The organism is Pseudomonas sp. PLMAX, from assembly GCF_046042685.1.
GTDB lineage: Bacteria > Pseudomonadota > Gammaproteobacteria > Pseudomonadales > Pseudomonadaceae > Aquipseudomonas > Aquipseudomonas putida_AE.
Genome location: NZ_CP064949.1, coordinates 2,658,061 through 2,677,004, shown reverse-complemented (window position 1 = coordinate 2,677,004; position 18,944 = coordinate 2,658,061). Strand labels below are relative to the sequence as shown.

Here is an 18,944-nt window from a genome sequence, read left to right as displayed (position 1 = left end):
CTCTCAATGAATATGGTCAGATGGCCATGCTGTCGACGACGCCGCCGTCGACTCGAAGCGCCGCGCCCGTGGTGGCCGAGGATAGCGGAGAAGCAATGTACGCCACCAGGTTCGCCACTTCCTCGACATTCGCCACGCGCTGGATGATCGACGTCGGCCGCGCCTTGCGCACAAAGTCGTCGGCTTCTTCCTGGACACTGCGACCGGACGCGGCAATCGCATCCTTGAGCATCAGCTCCACGCCATCGGTCAAGGTCGGGCCCGGCAGGATCGCATTGACCGTCACCCCGGTGCCCGCCAGCCGCTTGGCCAGGCCGTGGGACACCGCCAGGTTGGCGCTTTTGGTCACGCCATAGTTGAGCATGTCCGCGGGGATCGCGATGCCGGATTCCGAAGACAGGAAAATCACCCGCCCCCAGCCCTGCTTGACCATGTCCGGCACGTAATGCCGGGACAGGCGCACACCGGAGATCACGTTGACCTCATAGAAACGCGTCCACTCGCTGTCGGGCGTGTCGAAGAAATCCACTGCGTTGTAGATCCCCAGGTTGTTCACCAGGATGTCTGCCTTTGGTTCGGCGGCGAACAGTTGTTCCGCGCCTTCAGCGGTACCGAGGTCGGCCGTCAGCCCGCGCAGTTGCGCGTCGGGCACCTGCTGGCGAATGCTCGCCAGCGCCTGCTCGACCTTGGCCGCCTCGCGGCCGATCACCACCACCGTCGCACCGGATTCGGCCAGTGCCTTGCTGATGCCCAGGCCAATGCCGGCGGTGCTGCCGCTGACAATCGCCAGTTTTCCACTCAGATCGATTTTCATGCTCAAGCTCCAATGATCGGCAAGGGTGCGCGCTCGGACACCAGCTTCGCTTCACGCATCGCTTGCCAGAAAGCGGCGGGAATCACCGCCGACAAGGCGGCCACATCTTCGGCAATCCGCTCTGGGCGACTGGCGCCTGGAATCACCGCGGCCACGGCCGGGTTGGCCAACGAGAACTGCAACGCCGCCGCCTTGATGTCGACACCATGGACCGCCGCGATGCGCTTGATCTGCTCGACCTTGCTGACGATCGCCGGGCTGGCCTTCTGGTATTCAAAGTGCTCGCCACCGGCCAGGATGCCCGAGCTGTAGGGGCCGCCGACCACGATCTCGACATTCTGCGCCAGCGCCGCGTCCATCAAACGCTGCAACGCGCGGTCATGGTCGAGAAGAGTGTAGCGACCCGCCAGCAGAAATCCGTCCGGCTGCGCTTCGCTCAGATCAAGGGTCAATTCGCACGGCTCGACCTTGTTCACCCCCAGGCCCCAACCCTTGATCACGCCTTCTTCGCGCAAGCGGGTCAGCACCTTGAAAGCGCCGGTGCGAGCCTGGTTGAAGTACTCCAGCCACTGATCGCCGTAGAAATCCTGGGCGATGTCATGCACCCAGACGATGTCCAGGCGATCGGTTTGCAGGCGTTTGAGGCTGTCTTCGATCGAACGCAGCGTCGCATCGGCGCTGTAGTCGTTGACGATCTTGTTCGGGCGACCGTGTTCGAACACCCCGCTTTTCTCACCCAGGTCGCGTGCCGCGGCGTCTTCGACTTCATCGAGGATCACCCGGCCGACCTTGCTGCTGAGCACATAGTCGTCGCGGTTGTAGCGGGACAACGCCTCGCCCAGGCGAATTTCCGAAAGACCGGAACCGTAGAACGGCGCGGTATCGAAATAACGCACACCGGCATCCCAAGCAGCGTGGACAGTGGCTTGCGCTTCTTCCTCGGGGATGGCGCGGAACATGTTGCCCAATGGCGCGGTGCCGAAACCCAGGGCGCCGGGGAGTTTGTCTTTCAAGCTCATACGTGAATCCTCTTGGTGTCAGTGGTCAGTTCAAATGACCGATGAGCCAATCCTAGATTGCCGTCTTCGGACCGTCCAAGACATAATGTGCAGCACTTGAGTCCCTATAGGTCTTACATGATCGACATCCGCCAATTGCGCTACTTCGTCGCCGTCGCCGAGGAAGAACACGTCGGTCGCGCCGCCGAACGCCTGCACATTTCCCAATCGCCCCTGAGCCGGCAGATCGCCCAGCTCGAAGAGCGCCTGGGCCTGACCCTGTTCGAGCGCAGCCAGCAACGCATTCGCCTGACCCGCGACGGCCAGACCTTCCTCGCCGAAACCCGTGCCCTGCTCACCCACGCCAATCGCCTGGAGTCCCTGGGTAAACGCCTGGGCCGCGGCGAAGAAGGCGGCCTGTGCATCGGCTACATCGAAAACGCCATGCACGCCGGCGTCCTGCCCAATGCCTTGCGCGTGCTGCGGGTCGATCGGCCGAACGTGCACGTCGCGCTGTACAACCAGAGTTCCGCCGAACAACTCGAAGGCCTGCGTCAGCGTAGTCTGGATATCGCCCTGGTCAGCGAACCGCCGACAGACGAAGACCCCGACCTGCTGGGCTTCCAGGTGCTGGACGATCCGATGCTCCTGGCCCTGCCCGAGCACCATCCGCTGGCAGAGAAGAGCGTGTTGACCCCGGACGATCTCGCCCACCAGGAATGGATCGGCGTACAGCACCACCAGAATGTCAGCAGCCGCGAAAACTTCGTCAGCGCCTGCATCCGCGCCGGCTTCACCCCGGATATCCGCATGGAAGCCACCGGCCCCTTCACCGCCATGGCACTGGTGGCCTCGGGACTGGGCATCGCGATGATTCAGAAAGGCTTGAGCCGCAACGCACCGCCGGGCGTGGTGCTGCGGGAAGTGCCGTGGATTGCCCTCACCAGGCCGCTGTGGGCGGCGTGGCACCGGATCAATCTGCGGCCGTTGGTGGAGACGTTCAGGAAGGTCCTGACGGATTCAGAATCCAGCACATGACAAAATGTGGGAGCGGGCTTGCTCGCGAATGCGGTGTGTCAGACACATAAATGTCGACTGACACTCCCTCTTCGCGAGCAAGCCCGCTCCCACAGGTTGCGCGTCTTTCCTGAGGGTTTGGTGCTTTACTGAAAAGACTCCAAACCCAGCGAGCCCCCACCATGAACCGCAACGACCTGCGCCGCGTGGACATGAACCTGTTGGTGATTTTCGAAACCCTGATGTTCGAGAAGAACCTGACCCGCGCCGGGGAGAAGCTGTTCCTCGGCCAGCCCGCCGTCAGTGCGGCGCTGGCGCGGTTGCGGGATCTGTTCGACGATCCGTTGCTGGTGCGCAACGGGCGGGTGCTGGAGCCGACCCCGCGGGCCCTGGTGATTCTCAAGGAGCTGCAACCGGCGATGGACACCATTTCCGGGGCGGTCAGCCGGGCCAAGGATTTCGACCCGTCGATCAGCCGCGATGTGTTTCGCATCGGCCTGTCCGACGATGCCGAGTTCGGCCTGTTTCCGCCGCTGCTCAAGCAGATTCGCGAGGAAGCGCAGAACGTCGTGGTGGTGGTGCGCCGGGTCAATTACCTGTTGATGTCGTCGATGCTCGGCAGCGGCGAGATTTCCGTCGGCATCAGCTACACCACCGAGTTACCGGCCAACGCCAAGCGCAAGAAGCTGCGGGATTTGAGCGTCAAGGTGCTGCGCGGCGATGACCGGCCCGGCCCCCTCACCCTAGATGAATTCTGCGAGCGTCCCCACGCGCTGGTGTCGTTTTCCGGGGACTTGAGCGGCGCCATCGACAATGACCTGGCGCGCATCGGCCGCTCGCGCCGGGTGGTGTTGGCGGTGCCGCAGTTCTCGGGCCTGCGCGCCTTGCTGGCAGGCACCGACATGCTGGCCTCGGTGCCCGATTACGCCGCCTGTGCGCTGATCGATGGCAGCAGCCAGCTGCGCGCCGACGACCCGCCGTTTGAGATCAACCTGTCCGAACTGTCCATGGTCTGGAACGGCGTCAACGATAACGATCCGGCAGAACGTTGGTTGCGCTCGCGAATAGTGGAGCACATGTCGGCGCCACTGCCGGGGCATTGAGCGAGTTGAAGTGCGGGTCGGTCTCGCGCAGGTAGACCGGCAAGTCCGTCATCGGCGGCATGGCCGGGATCTCGAAGTACATCTGGATCACCCAGCCCCGGTGATAGCTGGCGTGGTTGACCACGTGCATCAGCATCGCGCCGGCACTCATGGTGCCGCTTTCGCCAGAAACGAAAGTGAACCTGACGGGTTTGTCCAGCGAAGCATCGGTCTGCCTCGTGCTCCAGTTGCAGTACCAGCGATCTGCGTCCTGTTGCGCCAGGCGCAGCACCGCCAGTTCAGGGTGCACCAGGTCATGGGAGGTCTTGAAGCCGTGCCCTCGGCCTTCGAGGTGAGCCTGCCAGATTCGGTCCACCACGTAGATGTGATTGAGCGTGCCGATGATGTTCTTGAAGACCCCGGAACGTTCTTTTTCGACTTCCCCCGGCGGCAGTAACGCCAGGTTCTCGAACAGGCGCTGGTTGGCCCATTGCTTGTAATCGGCAAGCATGCGGGCAGTGCGTACGTTGATCATCAGACTTCTCCGATGGCGAAGAGCACATCTTCCAAGGATAGCGCCATCCGCGGGCTGTGGCGCAGCCGCTGATCATCGGTCACCCCTCCCCTGAAGGAGCGAGCTCGCTCCTACAGTCAAACCAGCCCTCGCTCCCGGTAATCGATCAGGCTGGAGAATATCGCCAGCAGCATGGCCATGACCACGAAGAAGATCAGCACCAGGAAATACGAGCCGGTGAACTGCACGATCAGGCCGATCAGGATCGGCACGATCACCCCGGCCATGTTCCCGCAGAAATTCATGGTGCCGGCCAGTACACCGGTTTTCGAGGTGCCGCCGAGGATCGACGGAATGCACCAGTACATGCCGCACCAGCGAATGAAAAACATCGCCACGCACAGCAGGCCAATCGCCTGGCTCGCCTGGGCGGTATAGGCCGTGGCCAGCATGCACAGCGCCGCGACCAGCGCCGAACCGCTGAACATGCTGCGCATCACCAGGTTGGGCGAGGCGCCGCTGGATTTCCATTTGTCCCCCAGGTAGCCGCCGACCAGTTCGCCGACGAAACCGCACATGAAAATCAGGAAGGTCGCCCCGCCCATGCCGGCAATGTTCAGGCCGTGGGTCTGGTGCAGGTAGCTCGGCATCCAGGTCAGCAGGCCGTAGAACACACTGAGGATGCAGCAGTAACCGGCGAACATCGCCAGCACCGACCGGTCCTTGAGCAGTTCCTTGAACGGGATGCTGGTGACCGCGCCGGGCTGGCTGAGCGTGGCGTTGCCTGCGGTGATGTGCGCGAGTTCAGCGGCATTGACACCTGGATGCTCGCTGGGGTGGTTGCGAATGTATTTCCAGGCCAGCACGCCAGCGAGCATGGTGCCGACCCCGGCGATCACGAAGGCGATGCGCCAGGAGTCGAACCAGCCGATCAGCCCGGCAATGATGATCGCACCGAAGGCACTGCCCAGCGGCGCACCGCCATCGACCAGCACCGCGCCGCGTCCGCGTTCGTTGGGGGTCAGCCAGGCGCCGTTGAGCTTGGCGCCGGCGGGCATGATCGGCGACTCGGCGACGCCCAGGCCCATGCGCGTGATCAGCAGGGTGATCCAGTTGTGCGCCCCGGCGGCCAGCGCCTGGAACGCGCCCCAGGCGACGGTCGCGACGACGATGACGCGGCGGGTGTGGAAGCGGTCCAGCAGCATGCCACCGGGAATCTGCATCAAGGCGTAGGACCAGAAAAACGCGCTGAGCATCAGGCCTTCGAGGGCCGGCGGGATCTGGAACTCGCTGGAAATCAGCGGCAAGGCCACCGACAGCGAGGCGCGGTCGATGTAGTTGATCGCGGTCAGCAACAGCATGATGAGGAATATCCGCCAACGCACGTTGGTGGCGCGTTCGGTTGCGGACGCGGCTGGCAACGCCAGGCTTTCGGCACTCGGATTGTTCATGTGGGGCGCTCTTATTGTTGTGGAGACGAGCTGCCCGATGCCTGTCAGTCAGGACGCGGAACCTGTGGGAGCGGGCTTGCTCGCGAATGCGGTGTGTCAGACACATCAACTTCGACTGATACTCCCTCTTCGCGAGCAAGCCCGCTCCCACAGGTACGGCGTTTTGACAGACGGAATCAGGCAAGCGGCCCCACTCTAATCACGCCCCCGAGTGCTGAATAATGATGGGATCTGATTGGGGGATCACCCACGGTCATCCCCCGGGGATCAGAACGTACCGGGATAACTGCCGCCGTCCAGCAACAGGTTTTGCCCGGTCAGGAAACCGGATTGGACACTGCAAATGAACGCGCAATAAGCCCCGAACTCATCGGGCTGGCCGAAGCGCTGGGCCGGGACGTTTTTGCGCCGCTGTTCGGCAATGCTTTCGACGCTGCTGCCATTGGCCTCGGCGGCGGCATTTAGGGTCTTGTGCAAGCGTTCGGTCTCGAACGGCCCCGGTAGCAGGTTGTTGACCGTGACGTTGTTGCCCGCCAGTCGCGCCTGACGCGCCAGCCCGGCGATGAACCCGGTCAGGCCGCTGCGGGCGCCATTGGACAGCCCGAGTACATCGATCGGCGCCTTCACTGCGCCGGAGGTGATGTTGACGATGCGCCCGAAACCACGCTCGGCCATGCCATCGACACAGGCCTTGATCAGTTCGATGGGCGTGAGCATGTTGGCGTCCAGCGCCTTGAGCCAGTCTTCGCGCTGCCAGTCGCGAAAGTCGCCCGGAGGCGGCCCGCCGGCGTTGTTGACCAGGATATCCACCTGCGGACACGCCGCCAGCACCTGCGCGCGCACCGCAGGTGTGCTGATGTCCCCGACCACGGTGCGCACTTCGATGTTCGGCGCCAGGCCGCGCAACTCATCGGCGGCCACCTGCAAGGTGTCGTTGCCACGGGCGTTGATCACCAGGTTGACCCCCTCCTTCGCCAAGGCCCGCGCACAGGCCAGGCCCAAGCCCTTGCTGGCGGCGCAGACAATCGCCCAGCGCCCCGAAATACCCAAATCCATGTCCATGCTCCTGACTGTTCAAAGCGCCCACGTTACCACCGCGCAACCGTCGCTCGGGGGATGACAAAGCGTGATCGGTGTATCAGGCCTTTTCATTATCGACAGCCAGCAGCGCTCATTACTGTTGCGCAACCAACAAGAAACCGGAGAGCCCCATGAACCCGTTCCAGTTCCATTTCCCCACGACCCTTAAAAGCGGCAACGGCCTGGTGCGTCAGGCCGGCGCCTTGCTCAAGCCCCATGTTCGCAACAAGCTGCTGGTGGTCACCGACCAAGGGCTGATGGCCTCGGGGGTCATGGACAGTTTTTTTGCCTCGCTGACTGAGAGTGACATTGGCTACGAAGTGTTTGCCGGCGTCGAACCCAACCCCACCACGGATGTGCTGGAACGCGCCGTCGCTTTCCTGAAGCAGCACGATTGCGACTCGGTGATCGGCGTCGGCGGCGGCAGCAGCATCGACACCGCCAAGGGTGTCGCGGCCATGGCCACCAACCCCGGCAACATCCTCGACTACGAGGGCTACGACAAACTGCTGCACCCGCCGCTGCCGATCTTTGCCATCCCGACCACCTCGGGCACCGGCAGTGAGTGCACGGCGTCCACGGTGTTCACCAACACCAAGACCCTGTTCAAGACGGTGATCATCAGCCCGGCCTTGTTTCCAAAACTGGCCATTCTCGATGCTGAACTGACCCTCAAATTACCGCCGTCGATCACCGCCGCCACCGGCATGGACGCCCTGACCCACGCCATCGAATCCTACGTCTCGAATCAGGCCAACCCGATCAGCCAGGCCTTGGCCCTGCAGGCGATCAAGATGATTTGCACGCACCTGCCCAAGGCGTTTTTCGCTGGCGTAGACCTGCACGCCCGGGAGCAGATGCTGCTCGCTTCGTTCCTCGCCGGGGTCGCGTTCGCCCAATCGAAACTGGGCAACGTGCATGCGATTTCCCACACCTTCGGCGGCGTGTTCAACATCCCCCACGGCATCGCCAACGCCACGCTGTTGCCCTATGTCATCGAGTACAACCTGCCGGCCTGCCCGGAGCTGTTCCGCGATATCGCCATCGCCATGGGCGAAGACGTCAGCGGCCTGAGCCCTGCCGGTGCCGGGCACAAGGTGGTGGAGCACGTGATGGCGCTGAACAAGGCCATCGGCATTCCCGACAACATCAAGGACCTGGGCGTGGACCTGGAGTACATGGCGCAAATGGTCAGCGACTCGATGCGCAGCGCCAATGTGCTGGTCAACCCGCGCCTGACCACTGCTGCCGACGTCGAGCGAATCATCGGCAACGCCTTCCATGGCATTCACTCCTGAGAGACAAACCCCATGTTCTACGAGATGCGCACCTACACCCTGAAGATCGGCACGATGCAAACCTACCTCAAGCACTTCGAGGAAAACGGCCTGCCGGTGATATCCCGCTACGCGACGCTGGTGGGCTGGTGGTACACGGAAATCGGCGAGCTCAACCAGGTGATCCACATCTGGGCCTACGAGAGCCTGGACGAGCGAATCAACAAACGCGCCGCGCTGTACCAGGACCCGGACTGGCTCGAAGGCTTCGTGCCGATCGCCTTCCCGATGCTGGAAAAAATGGAATCGAAGCTGCTGATGCCCGCGCAGTTTTCGCCCATCAAATAACCCCTGCCCCGACCTGACAGGCAAAACGAAAACCTGTAGGAGCTGGCTTGCCAGCGAAGAGGGCGTGCCAGTCGACACAAGTGTTGGCTGACAATCCGCTTTCGCTGGCAAGCCAGCTCCTACAGGTTCCGTTCAGGACATGGGGCCCGTTGCAATTCGTTGATCAGCAGCGTCGCCGCCGGGGACAGATTGGCGCCGGCCCGGCTGATCACCCCGTAAGGCTCGATCAGCGCACGCAAGGACACCGGCAGCTTCACCAGCAAATCGAATTTTTCGCAGAATTCCGCCACTTCCCCCGGGATCACCGCCAGCAACGTTGGGTCCTGCTGCACCAGCAGAATGGTGCCGAAGGTCGACGAGGTTTCCAGCGGATAACGCGGGATCTGCAGCCCTGCCTCGTTAAGCTCCCGCTCCAGGGCCTGGCGCATCGGCATGTCCTTGGGGTAGACCACCCAGCGATAATCGCTCAATTGCGCCAGCTGCAACGACTCGGCGCTGGCCAGCGGATGATCCTTGCTGGCAACCACGGCCAAGGGCTCTTCGCTCAGTTCGATGCAGTCATAGGCGTCCGAACGCTGGCCGACGCTGGTTCGACAGATGGCCAGGTCCAGGCGCCCCTGATCCAGCAGCCCAAGCAAGGTGGCGCTGGTGTTTTCCACCAGTTCCACCGACAACTCCGGTTGCTTGAGGCGCAACTCGGTCAATGCCCGGGTCAGCAACGGCACCGCGCCCATGATCACCCCCACCGACAAACGCCCGCCCTGGCCGCGCATGATGCTGACCATTTCCTCGCGCAGGTGCTCCACGTCGCTGTAGATCAGCCGCGCGTAACGAATCATGCATCGCCCCATCTCATTGGCCACCAGACCCTTGGGCTGGCGTTCGAACAGCGGCATGCCGAGTAGCGACTCAACCTCCTGCAGGGCCTTGGTGGCGCCGGACTGGGAAATCGAAATCTGCTCGGCGGCCTTGTGCAGGGAGCCGCGGTCATCCAGCGCGATCAACAGGCGCAGTTGTTTGAGGCGCAAGCGTGAAGCGATGCTGCCAAGGGAAGGAACCATGTCTGTGTGTGCTCGATTCAATAGCGAATCGTCAAGGGTACGCTGGCTTTTTGTGCGAAAACAGACAGGTAATGACAATGCAATTGTTCCGGATTTTCACGAGTGGGTGAACTTGAAGTTTCCACCGACTAATGACATAAAACCCTGAATTGCGGACAGCCGACCAGCTGCGATAACGCTTATACCGTTTGCGAATTATCATTATTCCAACGAGTCAATGCACAAGCCCATGAACGATATCGCCAGCACTTCCGTCACCTCCCAGTCCCCGTCTGACCAACCGCGCTTGATCGTATTCCTCGCCTACCCCGAAATGGGCCTGCTGGATTTGACCGGCGCGCAAACCGTGTTCTGGGCGGCCTCGCGCTACCTCAACAGCAGCAACCTGCCAGGTTACAAGCTGCAGACCGCCAGCCTGACCGGGGGCCTGATCCAGACTGCCGAGGGCCTGGCCGTCGACACTCTGCCATTGAGCGCCTTCGACGACCAATCGATCGACACGCTGATCGTTCCCGGTGCCCCGGCCATTATCCTGGCGATGAACAACTCCCTGAGCCTGGTCGACTGGCTCAAACAGGCATCGAACAAAGCCAGGCGCACCGCTTCGGTGTGCAGCGGCACCTTCCTGCTCGCCGAGGCCGGATTGCTCGAAGGTCGGCGCGCCGCCACCCATTGGGCAATGTGCGGCATGCTCAAGGAGCGCCATCCGTCCATCGAAGTCGACCACGATGCGATCTTTGTCCAGCAGGGTTCGGTCTGGACTTCCGCCGGGGTCAGCGCCGGCATCGACCTGGCACTGGCGTTGGTCGAAGAAGATTGCGGACGGGAACTGGCGCTGCTCACGGCTCGGGAAATGGTGGTGTTCCTCAAGCGCCCCGGTGGCCAGGCGCAGTACAGCCAGTTGCTGCAAGCGCAAACCAGCGAAGGCGCGGCCTTCGATGACCTGCACCTGTGGATCACGCAGAACCTGTCCGGTGCCAACCTCACCGTCGAGACACTCGCCCAACAGGTGCAGATGAGCCCGCGCAACTTTGCCCGCGTGTACAAACTCAAGACCGGCCGCACCCCGGCCAAGGCCGTGGAAGTGCTGCGCGTGGAAGCCGCCCGGCGTCTGCTGGAAGATTCAGGGCGCAACATCGATCAAATTTCCCGGTTGTGTGGCTTCGGTGACGAGGAGCGCATGCGCCTGACCTTCCAGCGCAACCTGGGGGTTTCGCCGAGGGATTATCGCAACCGGTTTTCCCGCTGAATCGCCGGTTCAAGCATCGACAAGGGAACTCCTGGCGACAGTCGTGCATCCTAAAGGTGAGGTACTTCCTTTTTGCATCACCCCTTCAGAGGACTACGTCATGCGCCGTCTGATTATCATTTCTTCCCTTTTGCTGTGCTTACCCGTCGGTTCAGCGTTGGCCGATGTCGACGCGAAAGATGTCGCCACCTCGGCGGGGGTTTCCGCCTCGCTGTATTCGACGTTCAAGGATGACAAACTGATGATTCCCGCCCGGGATGACGCCTCCAGCTTCGTGGCCAGTGGTGGCGCGATTCGCGGTGTTTACCTGGAGCAGGTCATGCAGCGGGTGCGCCAGGAACATCCCGACCTCAACAGCGCCAGCGACGAAGAACTGGCTCGCGCCATTCTTGTCCAGGAAGGCCAATAACCGAGATTTAAAGATCGCAGCCTCGCTTCGCCTGTAGGAGATGTCTCGCGAAGCGAGGCTGCGATCTTTCAATCAACGATAACGCGGTGCCGACGTAGAGTTGCCAAACAACCCGGACAGCACCTGGCGCTGGGCTTCATAACGATCCCACTGCTCACCCTCATGCAAGCCTGGAATAGTCACCACTTCCCCCCTCTCCAGCCCCACCAGCGCCGCATCGACCATGTCTTCAGCGGACATCACGATCTCCTGTGGCAGGTTCTCTACCGGGTTGCCGGCCTCGCTCCAGAAGTCGGTGGCGGTCGCGCCCGGTAGCACGGCCTGGATGCGAATGCCCTTATCGGCCAGTTCCCGGTGCATCGATTGGCTCAGGCCGAGGACAAACGCCTTGGTCCCGCCGTACACGCCGTTGAGGATTTCCGGGGCGATGGCGACGATCGAGGAAATGTTGATCACGGTGCCGGCACCGCGCGCGACGAAGCCCGGCACCACCGCATAAGCCAGGCGTGTCAGCGCGGTGATGTTGAGGTTGATCATGTCTTCCATGTCATCCACCGGGCTGCCGAGCAACGGCATGACCGCGCCGACCCCGGCGTTGTTGACCAACAGGGTGATGCTCGCGTCGCTGCGCAGGATCTGTTCGACCCGCGACAAGTCAGCCTTGTCTTTCAGATCCGCGGCGACCACCTCCACGGTGCGGCCCGTCTGGTCGCTCAGGCGAGTGGCCAAGGCGTTGAGTTTTGCCTGGCTGCGAGCGACCAGGATCAGGTCGTAACCCTGCCGGGCGAGACGGCCGGCATACACCGCGCCAATGCCGGAAGAAGCGCCAGTGATCAGCGCGGTACCTTTGGAAGAGAGAGCCATGTGCAATTTCCTTCACAATGAGGCGGGACAATCGCCCGGTGAGCGCAGTTATAAAGGGTCTCGCGCTCGACTCAAATGACGTTTAACCTACGTTTTTCTGCCATCAGCGTTTTGAGGACCTGGCGATGATCAGCGTGGCGTTCGTGGTTTTCGAGGGTTTCCAGTCCATGGCGCTGGCGGCCATGCCGGTGTTCGAGTACGCCAACTTCAGCGCCGGCGAAGCCCTGTATGACGTGCGTGTACTGTCCGAAGACGGGCGCACCTTGCGCGCTTCCAGTGGCCTGAACGTCGGCACCGAAGCGTTCGGTGAACGGCTGTTCGACACGGTGATCGTGGTGGGCGGCGACACCATCCTCGAACAGGCGCCCGAGGGCGTGCTCGACTACGTGCGAGCCAGCGCCAGGACCGCGCGCCGCACCGCGTCGATTTGCTCCGGCGCCTTTGTCATGGCCCAGGCCGGACTGCTCGAGGGCCGCCGGGCAACCACGCACTGGGCCTATGCGCGACAACTGCAGGAACGCTTTCCATCGATCAAGGTTGAACCCGACCGCATCTACGTGATCGACGGCTCGATCTGGACCTCCGCCGGCATGACCGCCGGTATCGACCTGGCGCTGGCCATGGTGGAAAAGGATCACGGCGGCGAACTCGCGCGTGCCGTGGCGCAGAAACTGGTGATGTACCACCGCCGTGCCGGCGGCCAGTCGCAACACTCGGCGCTGCTGGAACTGGCACCGAAATCCGACCGTATCCAGACTGTCCTCACCTACGCCAGGGAACACCTGGCCCAGACGTTATCGGTGGAACAACTGGCGCAAGAGGCGCGGCTGAGCCCGCGCCAGTTCAGCCGTGCGTTCCGCGCCGAAACCGGTCAGTCGCCGGCCAAAGCCATCGAAAACCTGCGCCTGGAAGCGGCACGGCAGCTGCTCGAACGCGGGCGCCTGACGCTGGACCAGATCGCCCTGGAAACCGGTTTTCTTGATCCTCGGCGCATGCGCGAAGCCTTCCTTCGAGCGTTCGGCCAGCCGCCCCAAGTGATAAGGCGCAATGCACGGTCAGAGGTACAATGACGGGGTGTGTTCACCTGTGGAGACATCATGAAAATCTCGGCCAAGCTGGCGTTTTTCGCCTTCGTCTCCACCCTCGCCTACCTCTGGCTGGCGATTTGGGGACTGGGCGGCTTTGAGGCGTTTTTCTCCCATGCAGCCTTGGTGGTGGTGGCGCTGGCAACCCTGGCCATGGTCATCGCTTCGCTGTTTACCGAGGTCAACCTGAGTTCCGGCGAACGCGAAGACCGGGCCAATCGCTGGGTGCTGCCGGCGTTCGGGGTGATCGGACTGTTGAGTGGCTTCTTGCCCGCGTACACCGACCGGATCGACTTCTGGGCCTTTGGTGGTGAGGGCGTGCGTTGGCTGGGCGCGTTGCTGTTCATCATCGGCGGCGCCCTGCGGCTGTGGCCGGTGTTCGTGCTGGGCAATCGCTTCAGTGGACTGGTGGCGATCCAGCCGGGCCATCGCCTGGTGACCGATGGGATCTATCGCAGCCTGCGTAACCCCAGTTATCTGGGGATGCTGGTGATTGCCGTAGGTTGGGCGCTGGCGTTTCGCTCGGGGGTGGGGTTGTTGCTGGCGGCGTTGACGGTGATTCCGTTGATTGCGCGGATACATTCCGAAGAGGCGCTGCTACGGACACAGTTTGGCGATGAATACGAAGCTTATTGCGCCCGCAGCTGGCGATTGATCCCCAAAATTTATTGAGCCATGCACAACCCCACTGTGGGAGCGGGCTTGCTCGCGAAGGCGGCGTGTCATACAACAGAAATGTCGACTGATACACCGCTTTCGCGAGCAAGCCCGCTCCTACATTCAGATTTTCTGCAGCCTGATGAAACTGTCCACATCCAAGCGGGCAACAACCGTGTCATAACTCCCCAACGTCGCATGCGTCGTCACAATCGGCTGCTCATGCGCCGCCGTAACAATCAACAAATCCGCCCCCGCCGCCTCGGCCGCCAGAATGCCTACCGTCGCATCCTCGAAAACCAGGCAATCCCTGATCTCGACACCCAGCCGTTGCGCAGCCAATCGATAACCCGCCGGGTCGGGTTTGCCGGCGCTGACATCTTCGGCAGTGACCATCACGGCCGGTTCGGGAATCCCCGCAGCGGCCATCCGCCGCAACGCCAGCGCCCTCGGTGCCGAGGTGACGATGGCCCATTGATGAGCCGGCAACGACCGCAGAAAACCCGCCGCGCCAGCCACCTCTTCAACGCCGTCGACATCCTCGATTTCAGCACGGGTGATCCACGCCGCTTCGGCCTCGGCATCGACGCCAGGAAAGCCCAGGCGATTGATGGTGTCGATGGCGCGGGCACCGTGGATGGTAGGCAGGAAGCTCTCTACATCGACGCCGTGGCGAACGGCCCACCTGGCCCAGACTCGCTCGGCTGCGGCTATCGAGGTGAGGATGGTGCCATCCATGTCGAACAGGAAGGCACGGTACGGGACATTGAAAATGGTATCGGGAACAGGCAAAGGGTCCTTCCTATCTCAAGGATCAGCGGGATTTGCGCAATGTACACGATCATAAGGTACGGCGGGATTTCAGGGCGCCGTCTACGCAATCGAGCAGTTGCCCGAGCGCCCAGGGTTTCTTGATGAACGACACTTCATGCCTGACCCCTGAACTTTCCGGGGTTTCAAATCCGGACATGATCATGATCGGTTTGTCCGGCCAGCGATCACCGAACAGGTTGGCCAGATCGGCACCGTTGAGCGTGCCCGGCATGGTGATGTCGGTCAGCAACAACCCGACTTCCGAAGCGTGCCCCTGCAGGTACACCGACGCCGCATCCGCACTGGATTGCGGCTGCACTACATAACCTTCGTCCTGAAGAATTTCACAGAGGAATTCCAGGATCAGCGGGTCGTCTTCAACCACCAGAATCAACCCGCCAGGAAGGTGTTCGCCCGCCGTCGATACTCGACCCATGACTGCTGCTCCCTGATCGTACTAAAGTTTTCGCGGGCTCTAAATCCGCTACCTACAGGTATGAGCAACGGTATCCGCGGAAATTCATTTTTGATACAGGCGGTCGACGAAATCGGTGGTTGCGAGGCTTTGTGCTATCAATCGTCATGGGGGGGCACCCGCGTGCCTCCCCAGGACAGGATTGGAGTTACTGGGACATGGCGTCCTTTTTCATCGCGTCCTTGGACATGGCATTTTTCTTCATGGCGTCCTTGCTCATGGCATCCTTGGACATCGCGTCTTTTTTCATGGCGTCCTTGCTCATGGCATCCTTGGACGTCGTGTCCTTCTTCATCGCATCTTTCGACATGGCGTCCTTGGACATCGAATCATTGCTCATGGTGTCAGCAGCAAAAACACTGGCAGCACCGACGGCCAGGCACATGGACAGAACAACGGTGGTCAACTTCTTCATGATGAAACTCCTTGATGCAGGGTGTGTGGACGAGGGGGAAATGGCGGATTCTCGTCAGCTGCCACCAAACCAGTTGTAGCCCTGGTCTTCCCAGTAGCCGCCGCTGTAGGTGTTGCTGACGAAGATCGCCTGGATGTGTTTGGGGTTCTTGTAGCCGAGCTTGGTGGGCATGCGCAGCTTCATCGGGAAGCCGTATTCGCGCGGTAGCACGGCGCCATCGTAGGTCAGGGTCAACAGGGTTTGCGCATGCAGTGCGGTGGCCATGTCGATGCTGGTGTAGTAGTCGTCGGCGCACTTGAAGCCGATGTACTTGGCATCAGTGTCGGCGCCGATCCGTTTGAGGAAATCGCTGAAGCGCACGCCACCCCAACGGCCGATCGCGCTCCAGCCTTCGACGCAGATGTGCCGGGTGATCTGCTCGGTCTGTGCCATGGCGCGCAGTTCTTCAAGGCGCCAACTGCGCTTGTCCGCGACCAGGCCGGTGACTTCCAGTCGATAACTCTCCTCGTCCACCGTCGGCGCCTCGTCGATGCCATAGAAGGCATTGAAGGGAAATGGCCGGGTGATCATCGACGCCGGATAGGTCGGGGCCATGGCATTGGGGTTGAACAGCCAGCCTTGCACCCGGTCGTTGAAGCGCGACATGGACGACAACGCGGTCTCGACGCTGTCGTTGTCGGTGAGGTTGCAACCGGAGAGCATGGCCACGCCGCCGAGGGTCAGGCCACGCAGCAGGAACGAGCGGCGTGAGCGGTCTTCGATCTGCGGGGCGAGGATTTTCCGGGCGTCGATGAGAATGGATGACTCGTCCAGCCCGGTGTCTTGAATGCGCTTTTTCATACGTGCTCCTTGCGACCGACAAGCATGGCCAGCAGTGTTTTTGGCACCAGCGCGACCATCAGCAGATGCACCGCAACGAAGGCCACCAACAGCGCCATGGCGAAAAAATGCACCCGCCGCGCGCCTTCGTAGCCCCACAGCAATTCACGCAACAGCGGGAACTGCACCGACTTCCACAACACCAGCCCGGAGAGCACCAGCAGCGTGATGTCGACCATCACGAACAGGTACGCCACACGCTGCACCTGGTTGTAGTGACTCGGGTCGGCATGCCCCAGCTTGCCGCGCAGCGCGGCCCACAGGTCATGCAGTACGCCTTTGGGCGAGACCGGGAAGAAGCGTCGTTGCAGGCGCCCGCTGAACAGGTTGCAGGCCAGATAGACAAGGCCGTTGATGCCCAGGAACCACATCGCCGCGAAGTGCCATTGCAGGGCGCCGCCGAGCCAGCCGCCGAGGGTGATCGACGTGGGAAAGCTGAAGTCGTAGAGCGGCGAGGCGTTGTAGATGCGCCAGCCGCTGGTAACCATCACCAGCACCGCCAGGGCGTTCAGCCAGTGGGTGAGCCGCAGCCAGCGTGGATGGCTGGCCTTGGGTGAAGCAGTCGGCTGCGACATGTCCGGCTCCCGGTTGTTGTTCGTTGGAGCCGATTATGGAAGCCGCAAGTTCGCCAAATCCTCACGTAAAGTTAAATTAATCGTGATAACTCGCCGCCCGGTGTTTTGCTTGCAATTATGGTTAAATGCCGCCCCCCAAAGATTGCCGACCCCAGACCGATGAACCCTGAAGCCCTCGCCACCCTCAACGAACACCTGCTGACCGCCCTGGCGGCCGCCCCCGCCGAAACCCGTCGCCTGTTCCACGGGCGTGGCCGCTGCTGGCCGGGGCTGGAGCAAGTGAGCGTCGACTGGTTGCAGGGCGTGGTGCTGGTGTCGCTGTTCAAGGAGCCGGAAACGGCGCAGCTGGAGGCGTTGAAAGCGCTGTTGCTGGAGCTCACGCAGTCAGCGGCATGGACGCAATCCGGCGCCCACACCCTGCTGCTGCAACATCGCTACCTGCTGCAAAGCACCACCGAATGGCTACTCGGGGACGTCATCGAGGAAATGACCATCACCGAGGGCGGGCTGAAATATCGAGTGGACCTGGGGCGCAAACAGAACACCGGGCTATTCCTCGACATGCGCTACGGCCGCGACTGGGTGCGGGCCAACGCCCAGGGCAAACGGGTGCTGAACCTGTTCGCCTACACCTGCGGTTTTTCGGTGGCGGCCATCGAGGGCGGCGCGACCCATGTGGTCAACCTGGACATGTCGAGCCCGGCCCTGAGCCGAGGCCGCGACAATCACCGGCTCAACGGGCATGACCTGGGCAAGGTGACCTTTCTCGGCCACGACCTGTTCAAGTCCTGGGGCAAGGTCATCGGCAAGGGCCCATACGACCTGGTGATCATCGACCCGCCGTCGTTCCAGAAAGGCAGCTTCCTGCTGACCAAGGACTACCAGCGGGTACTGCGTCGCCTGCCGGAACTGCTCAGCCCCGAGGGCTCGGTGCTGGCCTGTATGAACGACCCCGCCTTTGGTGCGGATTTCCTCATCGACGGTGTGACCCGTGAAGCGCCGAGCCTGCGGTTCGAGCAACGCCTGGACAACCCGCCAGAGTTTCCCGACGCCGATGTCGAGTGCGGGTTGAAGGCGTTGGTGTTTACCCTGGCGGATTAAGCACCAACGCAAACAACTCACCGTGCCCGTTCACATTGAGCTTGTGATAGAGATTGCGCCGGTGCACTTTCACCGTCTCCGGGGAAATGCCCATCTGCTGGGCAATGGCCTTGCTGGAGAAGCCCTGGAGAATCAGGCGCGCGGTTTCGATTTCGCGCACCGTCAGGCGCGCATCGAAGCGATCGAGCAAGCTCGCCAGGTCTCCGGCGACCGCTTCGGCAGCGGGGCCTTCTGGTGGTAACAATTGCAGGTGCCGGCGCATCGCCGCCAGCACCCAGTCGCGCACGCACAGCAAGCGGCCCTGTTCTTCCAGGGTGAAGCGGGTCGAGCGGCCCAGGGACAGACCGAGGACGGCGCCGTCGAGGTTGAGCATGAACTGCAATTCGTCGCCACCCACCACCGTGCGGAAGTAGCTCAGGTAGTACTCGCTCTGCTGGAACTGGTCGGGCGCCACGGAATCGAGGCTGTGCAAGCCATTGGCGATGCCGGCGCAGACGGCCAGGTAAAACGGGTCGAGCAGGTACATGCCGGCGCTGTAGTCGGCCAGTTCCTCATGCTCGTGGGCACTGTCGCGGGAGTCGAAATCGATCAGCAACCTGGGTACTCGACCGGCCTGCATGACTGCCACCAGCGCGTTATCCAGCGGCACCAGCAGGCGCAGGGTGTCGACCAGCGCGCGCCAGAATCCGTCCTGGCCCACGGCGGCAAACATTCGCGCCAGTCCCTGGTGTAGCGGCAACTCTTTCAACAACGCGTCCACGCACTACCCCTTTCGAGTAA

Annotated in this window: 22 protein-coding genes; 9 read left to right on the top strand and 13 right to left on the bottom strand. The window is 62.0% G+C overall.

Features of this window, described 5'->3' with window-relative positions:
• Positions 1–16: 16 nt before the first annotated feature.
• Complete coding sequence (locus tag DKB71_RS12415; RefSeq protein WP_274077455.1) at positions 17–814, bottom strand: SDR family NAD(P)-dependent oxidoreductase; 798 nt, start codon at positions 812–814, stop codon at positions 17–19.
• A gap of 2 nt (positions 815–816) precedes the next feature.
• Positions 817–1,833: an aldo/keto reductase gene (locus tag DKB71_RS12410; RefSeq protein ID WP_408600579.1), complete on the bottom strand. Its 1,017-nt coding sequence runs from the start codon at positions 1,831–1,833 to the stop codon at positions 817–819.
• Positions 1,834–1,950: 117 nt separating this feature from the next.
• Between DKB71_RS12410 and DKB71_RS12405 the strand changes: the two genes are divergently transcribed.
• Positions 1,951–2,850, top strand: coding sequence for a LysR substrate-binding domain-containing protein (locus tag DKB71_RS12405; RefSeq protein ID WP_408600578.1), 900 nt, complete (start codon positions 1,951–1,953; stop codon positions 2,848–2,850).
• Between the two features lie 161 nt (positions 2,851–3,011).
• Positions 3,012–3,932, top strand: coding sequence for a LysR substrate-binding domain-containing protein (locus DKB71_RS12400; RefSeq protein ID WP_274077458.1), 921 nt, complete (start codon positions 3,012–3,014; stop codon positions 3,930–3,932).
• Here the strand turns inward: DKB71_RS12400 and DKB71_RS12395 are convergent.
• From DKB71_RS12395 to DKB71_RS12385, 3 genes are all read right to left on the bottom strand, one after another.
• Complete coding sequence (locus DKB71_RS12395; protein ID WP_408600577.1) at positions 3,853–4,446, bottom strand: DinB family protein; 594 nt, start codon at positions 4,444–4,446, stop codon at positions 3,853–3,855. The genes DKB71_RS12400 and DKB71_RS12395 overlap by 80 nt on opposite strands.
• A gap of 116 nt (positions 4,447–4,562) precedes the next feature.
• On the bottom strand, positions 4,563–5,876 hold the full coding sequence (locus tag DKB71_RS12390) for an MFS transporter (RefSeq protein WP_323628940.1): 1,314 nt from the start codon (positions 5,874–5,876) through the stop codon (positions 4,563–4,565).
• A 267-nt stretch (positions 5,877–6,143) separates the two neighbouring features.
• Complete coding sequence (locus DKB71_RS12385) at positions 6,144–6,932, bottom strand: SDR family oxidoreductase (protein WP_408600576.1); 789 nt, start codon at positions 6,930–6,932, stop codon at positions 6,144–6,146.
• 155 nt (positions 6,933–7,087) lie between these two features.
• On the opposite strand from DKB71_RS12385, the gene DKB71_RS12380 reads away from it, so the two are divergent.
• Both DKB71_RS12380 and DKB71_RS12375 read left to right on the top strand, forming a co-directional pair.
• Positions 7,088–8,254, top strand: a complete 1,167-nt coding sequence (locus DKB71_RS12380) for an iron-containing alcohol dehydrogenase (protein WP_408600575.1) — start codon at positions 7,088–7,090, stop codon at positions 8,252–8,254.
• A gap of 12 nt (positions 8,255–8,266) precedes the next feature.
• Complete coding sequence (locus DKB71_RS12375; RefSeq protein ID WP_274077463.1) at positions 8,267–8,581, top strand: NIPSNAP family protein; 315 nt, start codon at positions 8,267–8,269, stop codon at positions 8,579–8,581.
• A 119-nt stretch (positions 8,582–8,700) separates the two neighbouring features.
• On the opposite strand, the gene DKB71_RS12370 is transcribed toward DKB71_RS12375, so the two are convergent.
• On the bottom strand, positions 8,701–9,642 hold the full coding sequence (locus DKB71_RS12370; RefSeq protein WP_408600574.1) for a LysR family transcriptional regulator: 942 nt from the start codon (positions 9,640–9,642) through the stop codon (positions 8,701–8,703).
• Positions 9,643–9,871: 229 nt separating this feature from the next.
• Between DKB71_RS12370 and DKB71_RS12365 the strand changes: the two genes are divergently transcribed.
• Together DKB71_RS12365 and DKB71_RS12360 are read left to right on the top strand one after the other, a co-directional pair.
• Positions 9,872–10,891: a DJ-1/PfpI family protein gene (locus tag DKB71_RS12365; RefSeq protein WP_323628936.1), complete on the top strand. Its 1,020-nt coding sequence runs from the start codon at positions 9,872–9,874 to the stop codon at positions 10,889–10,891.
• A 100-nt stretch (positions 10,892–10,991) separates the two neighbouring features.
• Positions 10,992–11,300, top strand: a complete 309-nt coding sequence (locus tag DKB71_RS12360) for a DUF2388 domain-containing protein (RefSeq protein ID WP_323628935.1) — start codon at positions 10,992–10,994, stop codon at positions 11,298–11,300.
• A 72-nt stretch (positions 11,301–11,372) separates the two neighbouring features.
• Here the strand turns inward: DKB71_RS12360 and DKB71_RS12355 are convergent, their stop codons facing one another.
• Positions 11,373–12,164, bottom strand: a complete 792-nt coding sequence (locus DKB71_RS12355) for an SDR family NAD(P)-dependent oxidoreductase (protein ID WP_408600573.1) — start codon at positions 12,162–12,164, stop codon at positions 11,373–11,375.
• A gap of 125 nt (positions 12,165–12,289) precedes the next feature.
• Here DKB71_RS12355 and DKB71_RS12350 point away from each other — a divergent pair, with 125 nt between their 5' ends.
• Both DKB71_RS12350 and DKB71_RS12345 read left to right on the top strand, forming a co-directional pair.
• Entirely contained in the window at positions 12,290–13,234 is a 945-nt protein-coding gene (locus tag DKB71_RS12350) for a GlxA family transcriptional regulator (protein WP_408600572.1), read from the top strand.
• Between the two features lie 27 nt (positions 13,235–13,261).
• The gene (locus DKB71_RS12345; RefSeq protein WP_408600571.1) at positions 13,262–13,921 is read left to right on the top strand and encodes a methyltransferase family protein; all 660 of its coding nucleotides are present in this window, start codon (positions 13,262–13,264) and stop codon (positions 13,919–13,921) included.
• Positions 13,922–14,029: 108 nt separating this feature from the next.
• Here DKB71_RS12345 and DKB71_RS12340 read toward each other — a convergent pair whose 3' ends face one another.
• From DKB71_RS12340 to DKB71_RS12320, 5 genes are all read right to left on the bottom strand, one after another.
• A complete protein-coding gene (locus DKB71_RS12340) occupies positions 14,030–14,644 on the bottom strand; it encodes an HAD-IA family hydrolase (RefSeq protein ID WP_408601092.1) in 615 nt (204 codons plus the stop codon).
• Between the two features lie 103 nt (positions 14,645–14,747).
• Positions 14,748–15,155 (bottom strand): response regulator, encoded by a 408-nt coding sequence (locus DKB71_RS12335; RefSeq protein ID WP_274077909.1) that lies wholly within the window; start codon positions 15,153–15,155, stop codon positions 14,748–14,750.
• A gap of 187 nt (positions 15,156–15,342) precedes the next feature.
• Positions 15,343–15,609: a pentapeptide MXKDX repeat protein gene (locus DKB71_RS12330; RefSeq protein WP_408600570.1), complete on the bottom strand. Its 267-nt coding sequence runs from the start codon at positions 15,607–15,609 to the stop codon at positions 15,343–15,345.
• A 54-nt stretch (positions 15,610–15,663) separates the two neighbouring features.
• The gene (locus tag DKB71_RS12325) at positions 15,664–16,449 is read right to left on the bottom strand and encodes a molybdopterin-dependent oxidoreductase (RefSeq protein WP_408600569.1); all 786 of its coding nucleotides are present in this window, start codon (positions 16,447–16,449) and stop codon (positions 15,664–15,666) included.
• A complete protein-coding gene (locus DKB71_RS12320; RefSeq protein ID WP_408600568.1) occupies positions 16,446–17,063 on the bottom strand; it encodes a cytochrome b/b6 domain-containing protein in 618 nt (205 codons plus the stop codon). The genes DKB71_RS12325 and DKB71_RS12320 overlap by 4 nt, the downstream gene beginning before the upstream one ends.
• A gap of 159 nt (positions 17,064–17,222) precedes the next feature.
• On the opposite strand from DKB71_RS12320, the gene DKB71_RS12315 reads away from it, so the two are divergent.
• Positions 17,223–18,164, top strand: a complete 942-nt coding sequence (locus DKB71_RS12315) for a class I SAM-dependent methyltransferase (protein ID WP_408600567.1) — start codon at positions 17,223–17,225, stop codon at positions 18,162–18,164.
• Here DKB71_RS12315 and DKB71_RS12310 read toward each other — a convergent pair.
• A complete protein-coding gene (locus DKB71_RS12310) occupies positions 18,148–18,924 on the bottom strand; it encodes a LuxR C-terminal-related transcriptional regulator (RefSeq protein ID WP_408600566.1) in 777 nt (258 codons plus the stop codon). The genes DKB71_RS12315 and DKB71_RS12310 overlap by 17 nt on opposite strands.
• Positions 18,925–18,944: the final 20 nt, after the last annotated feature.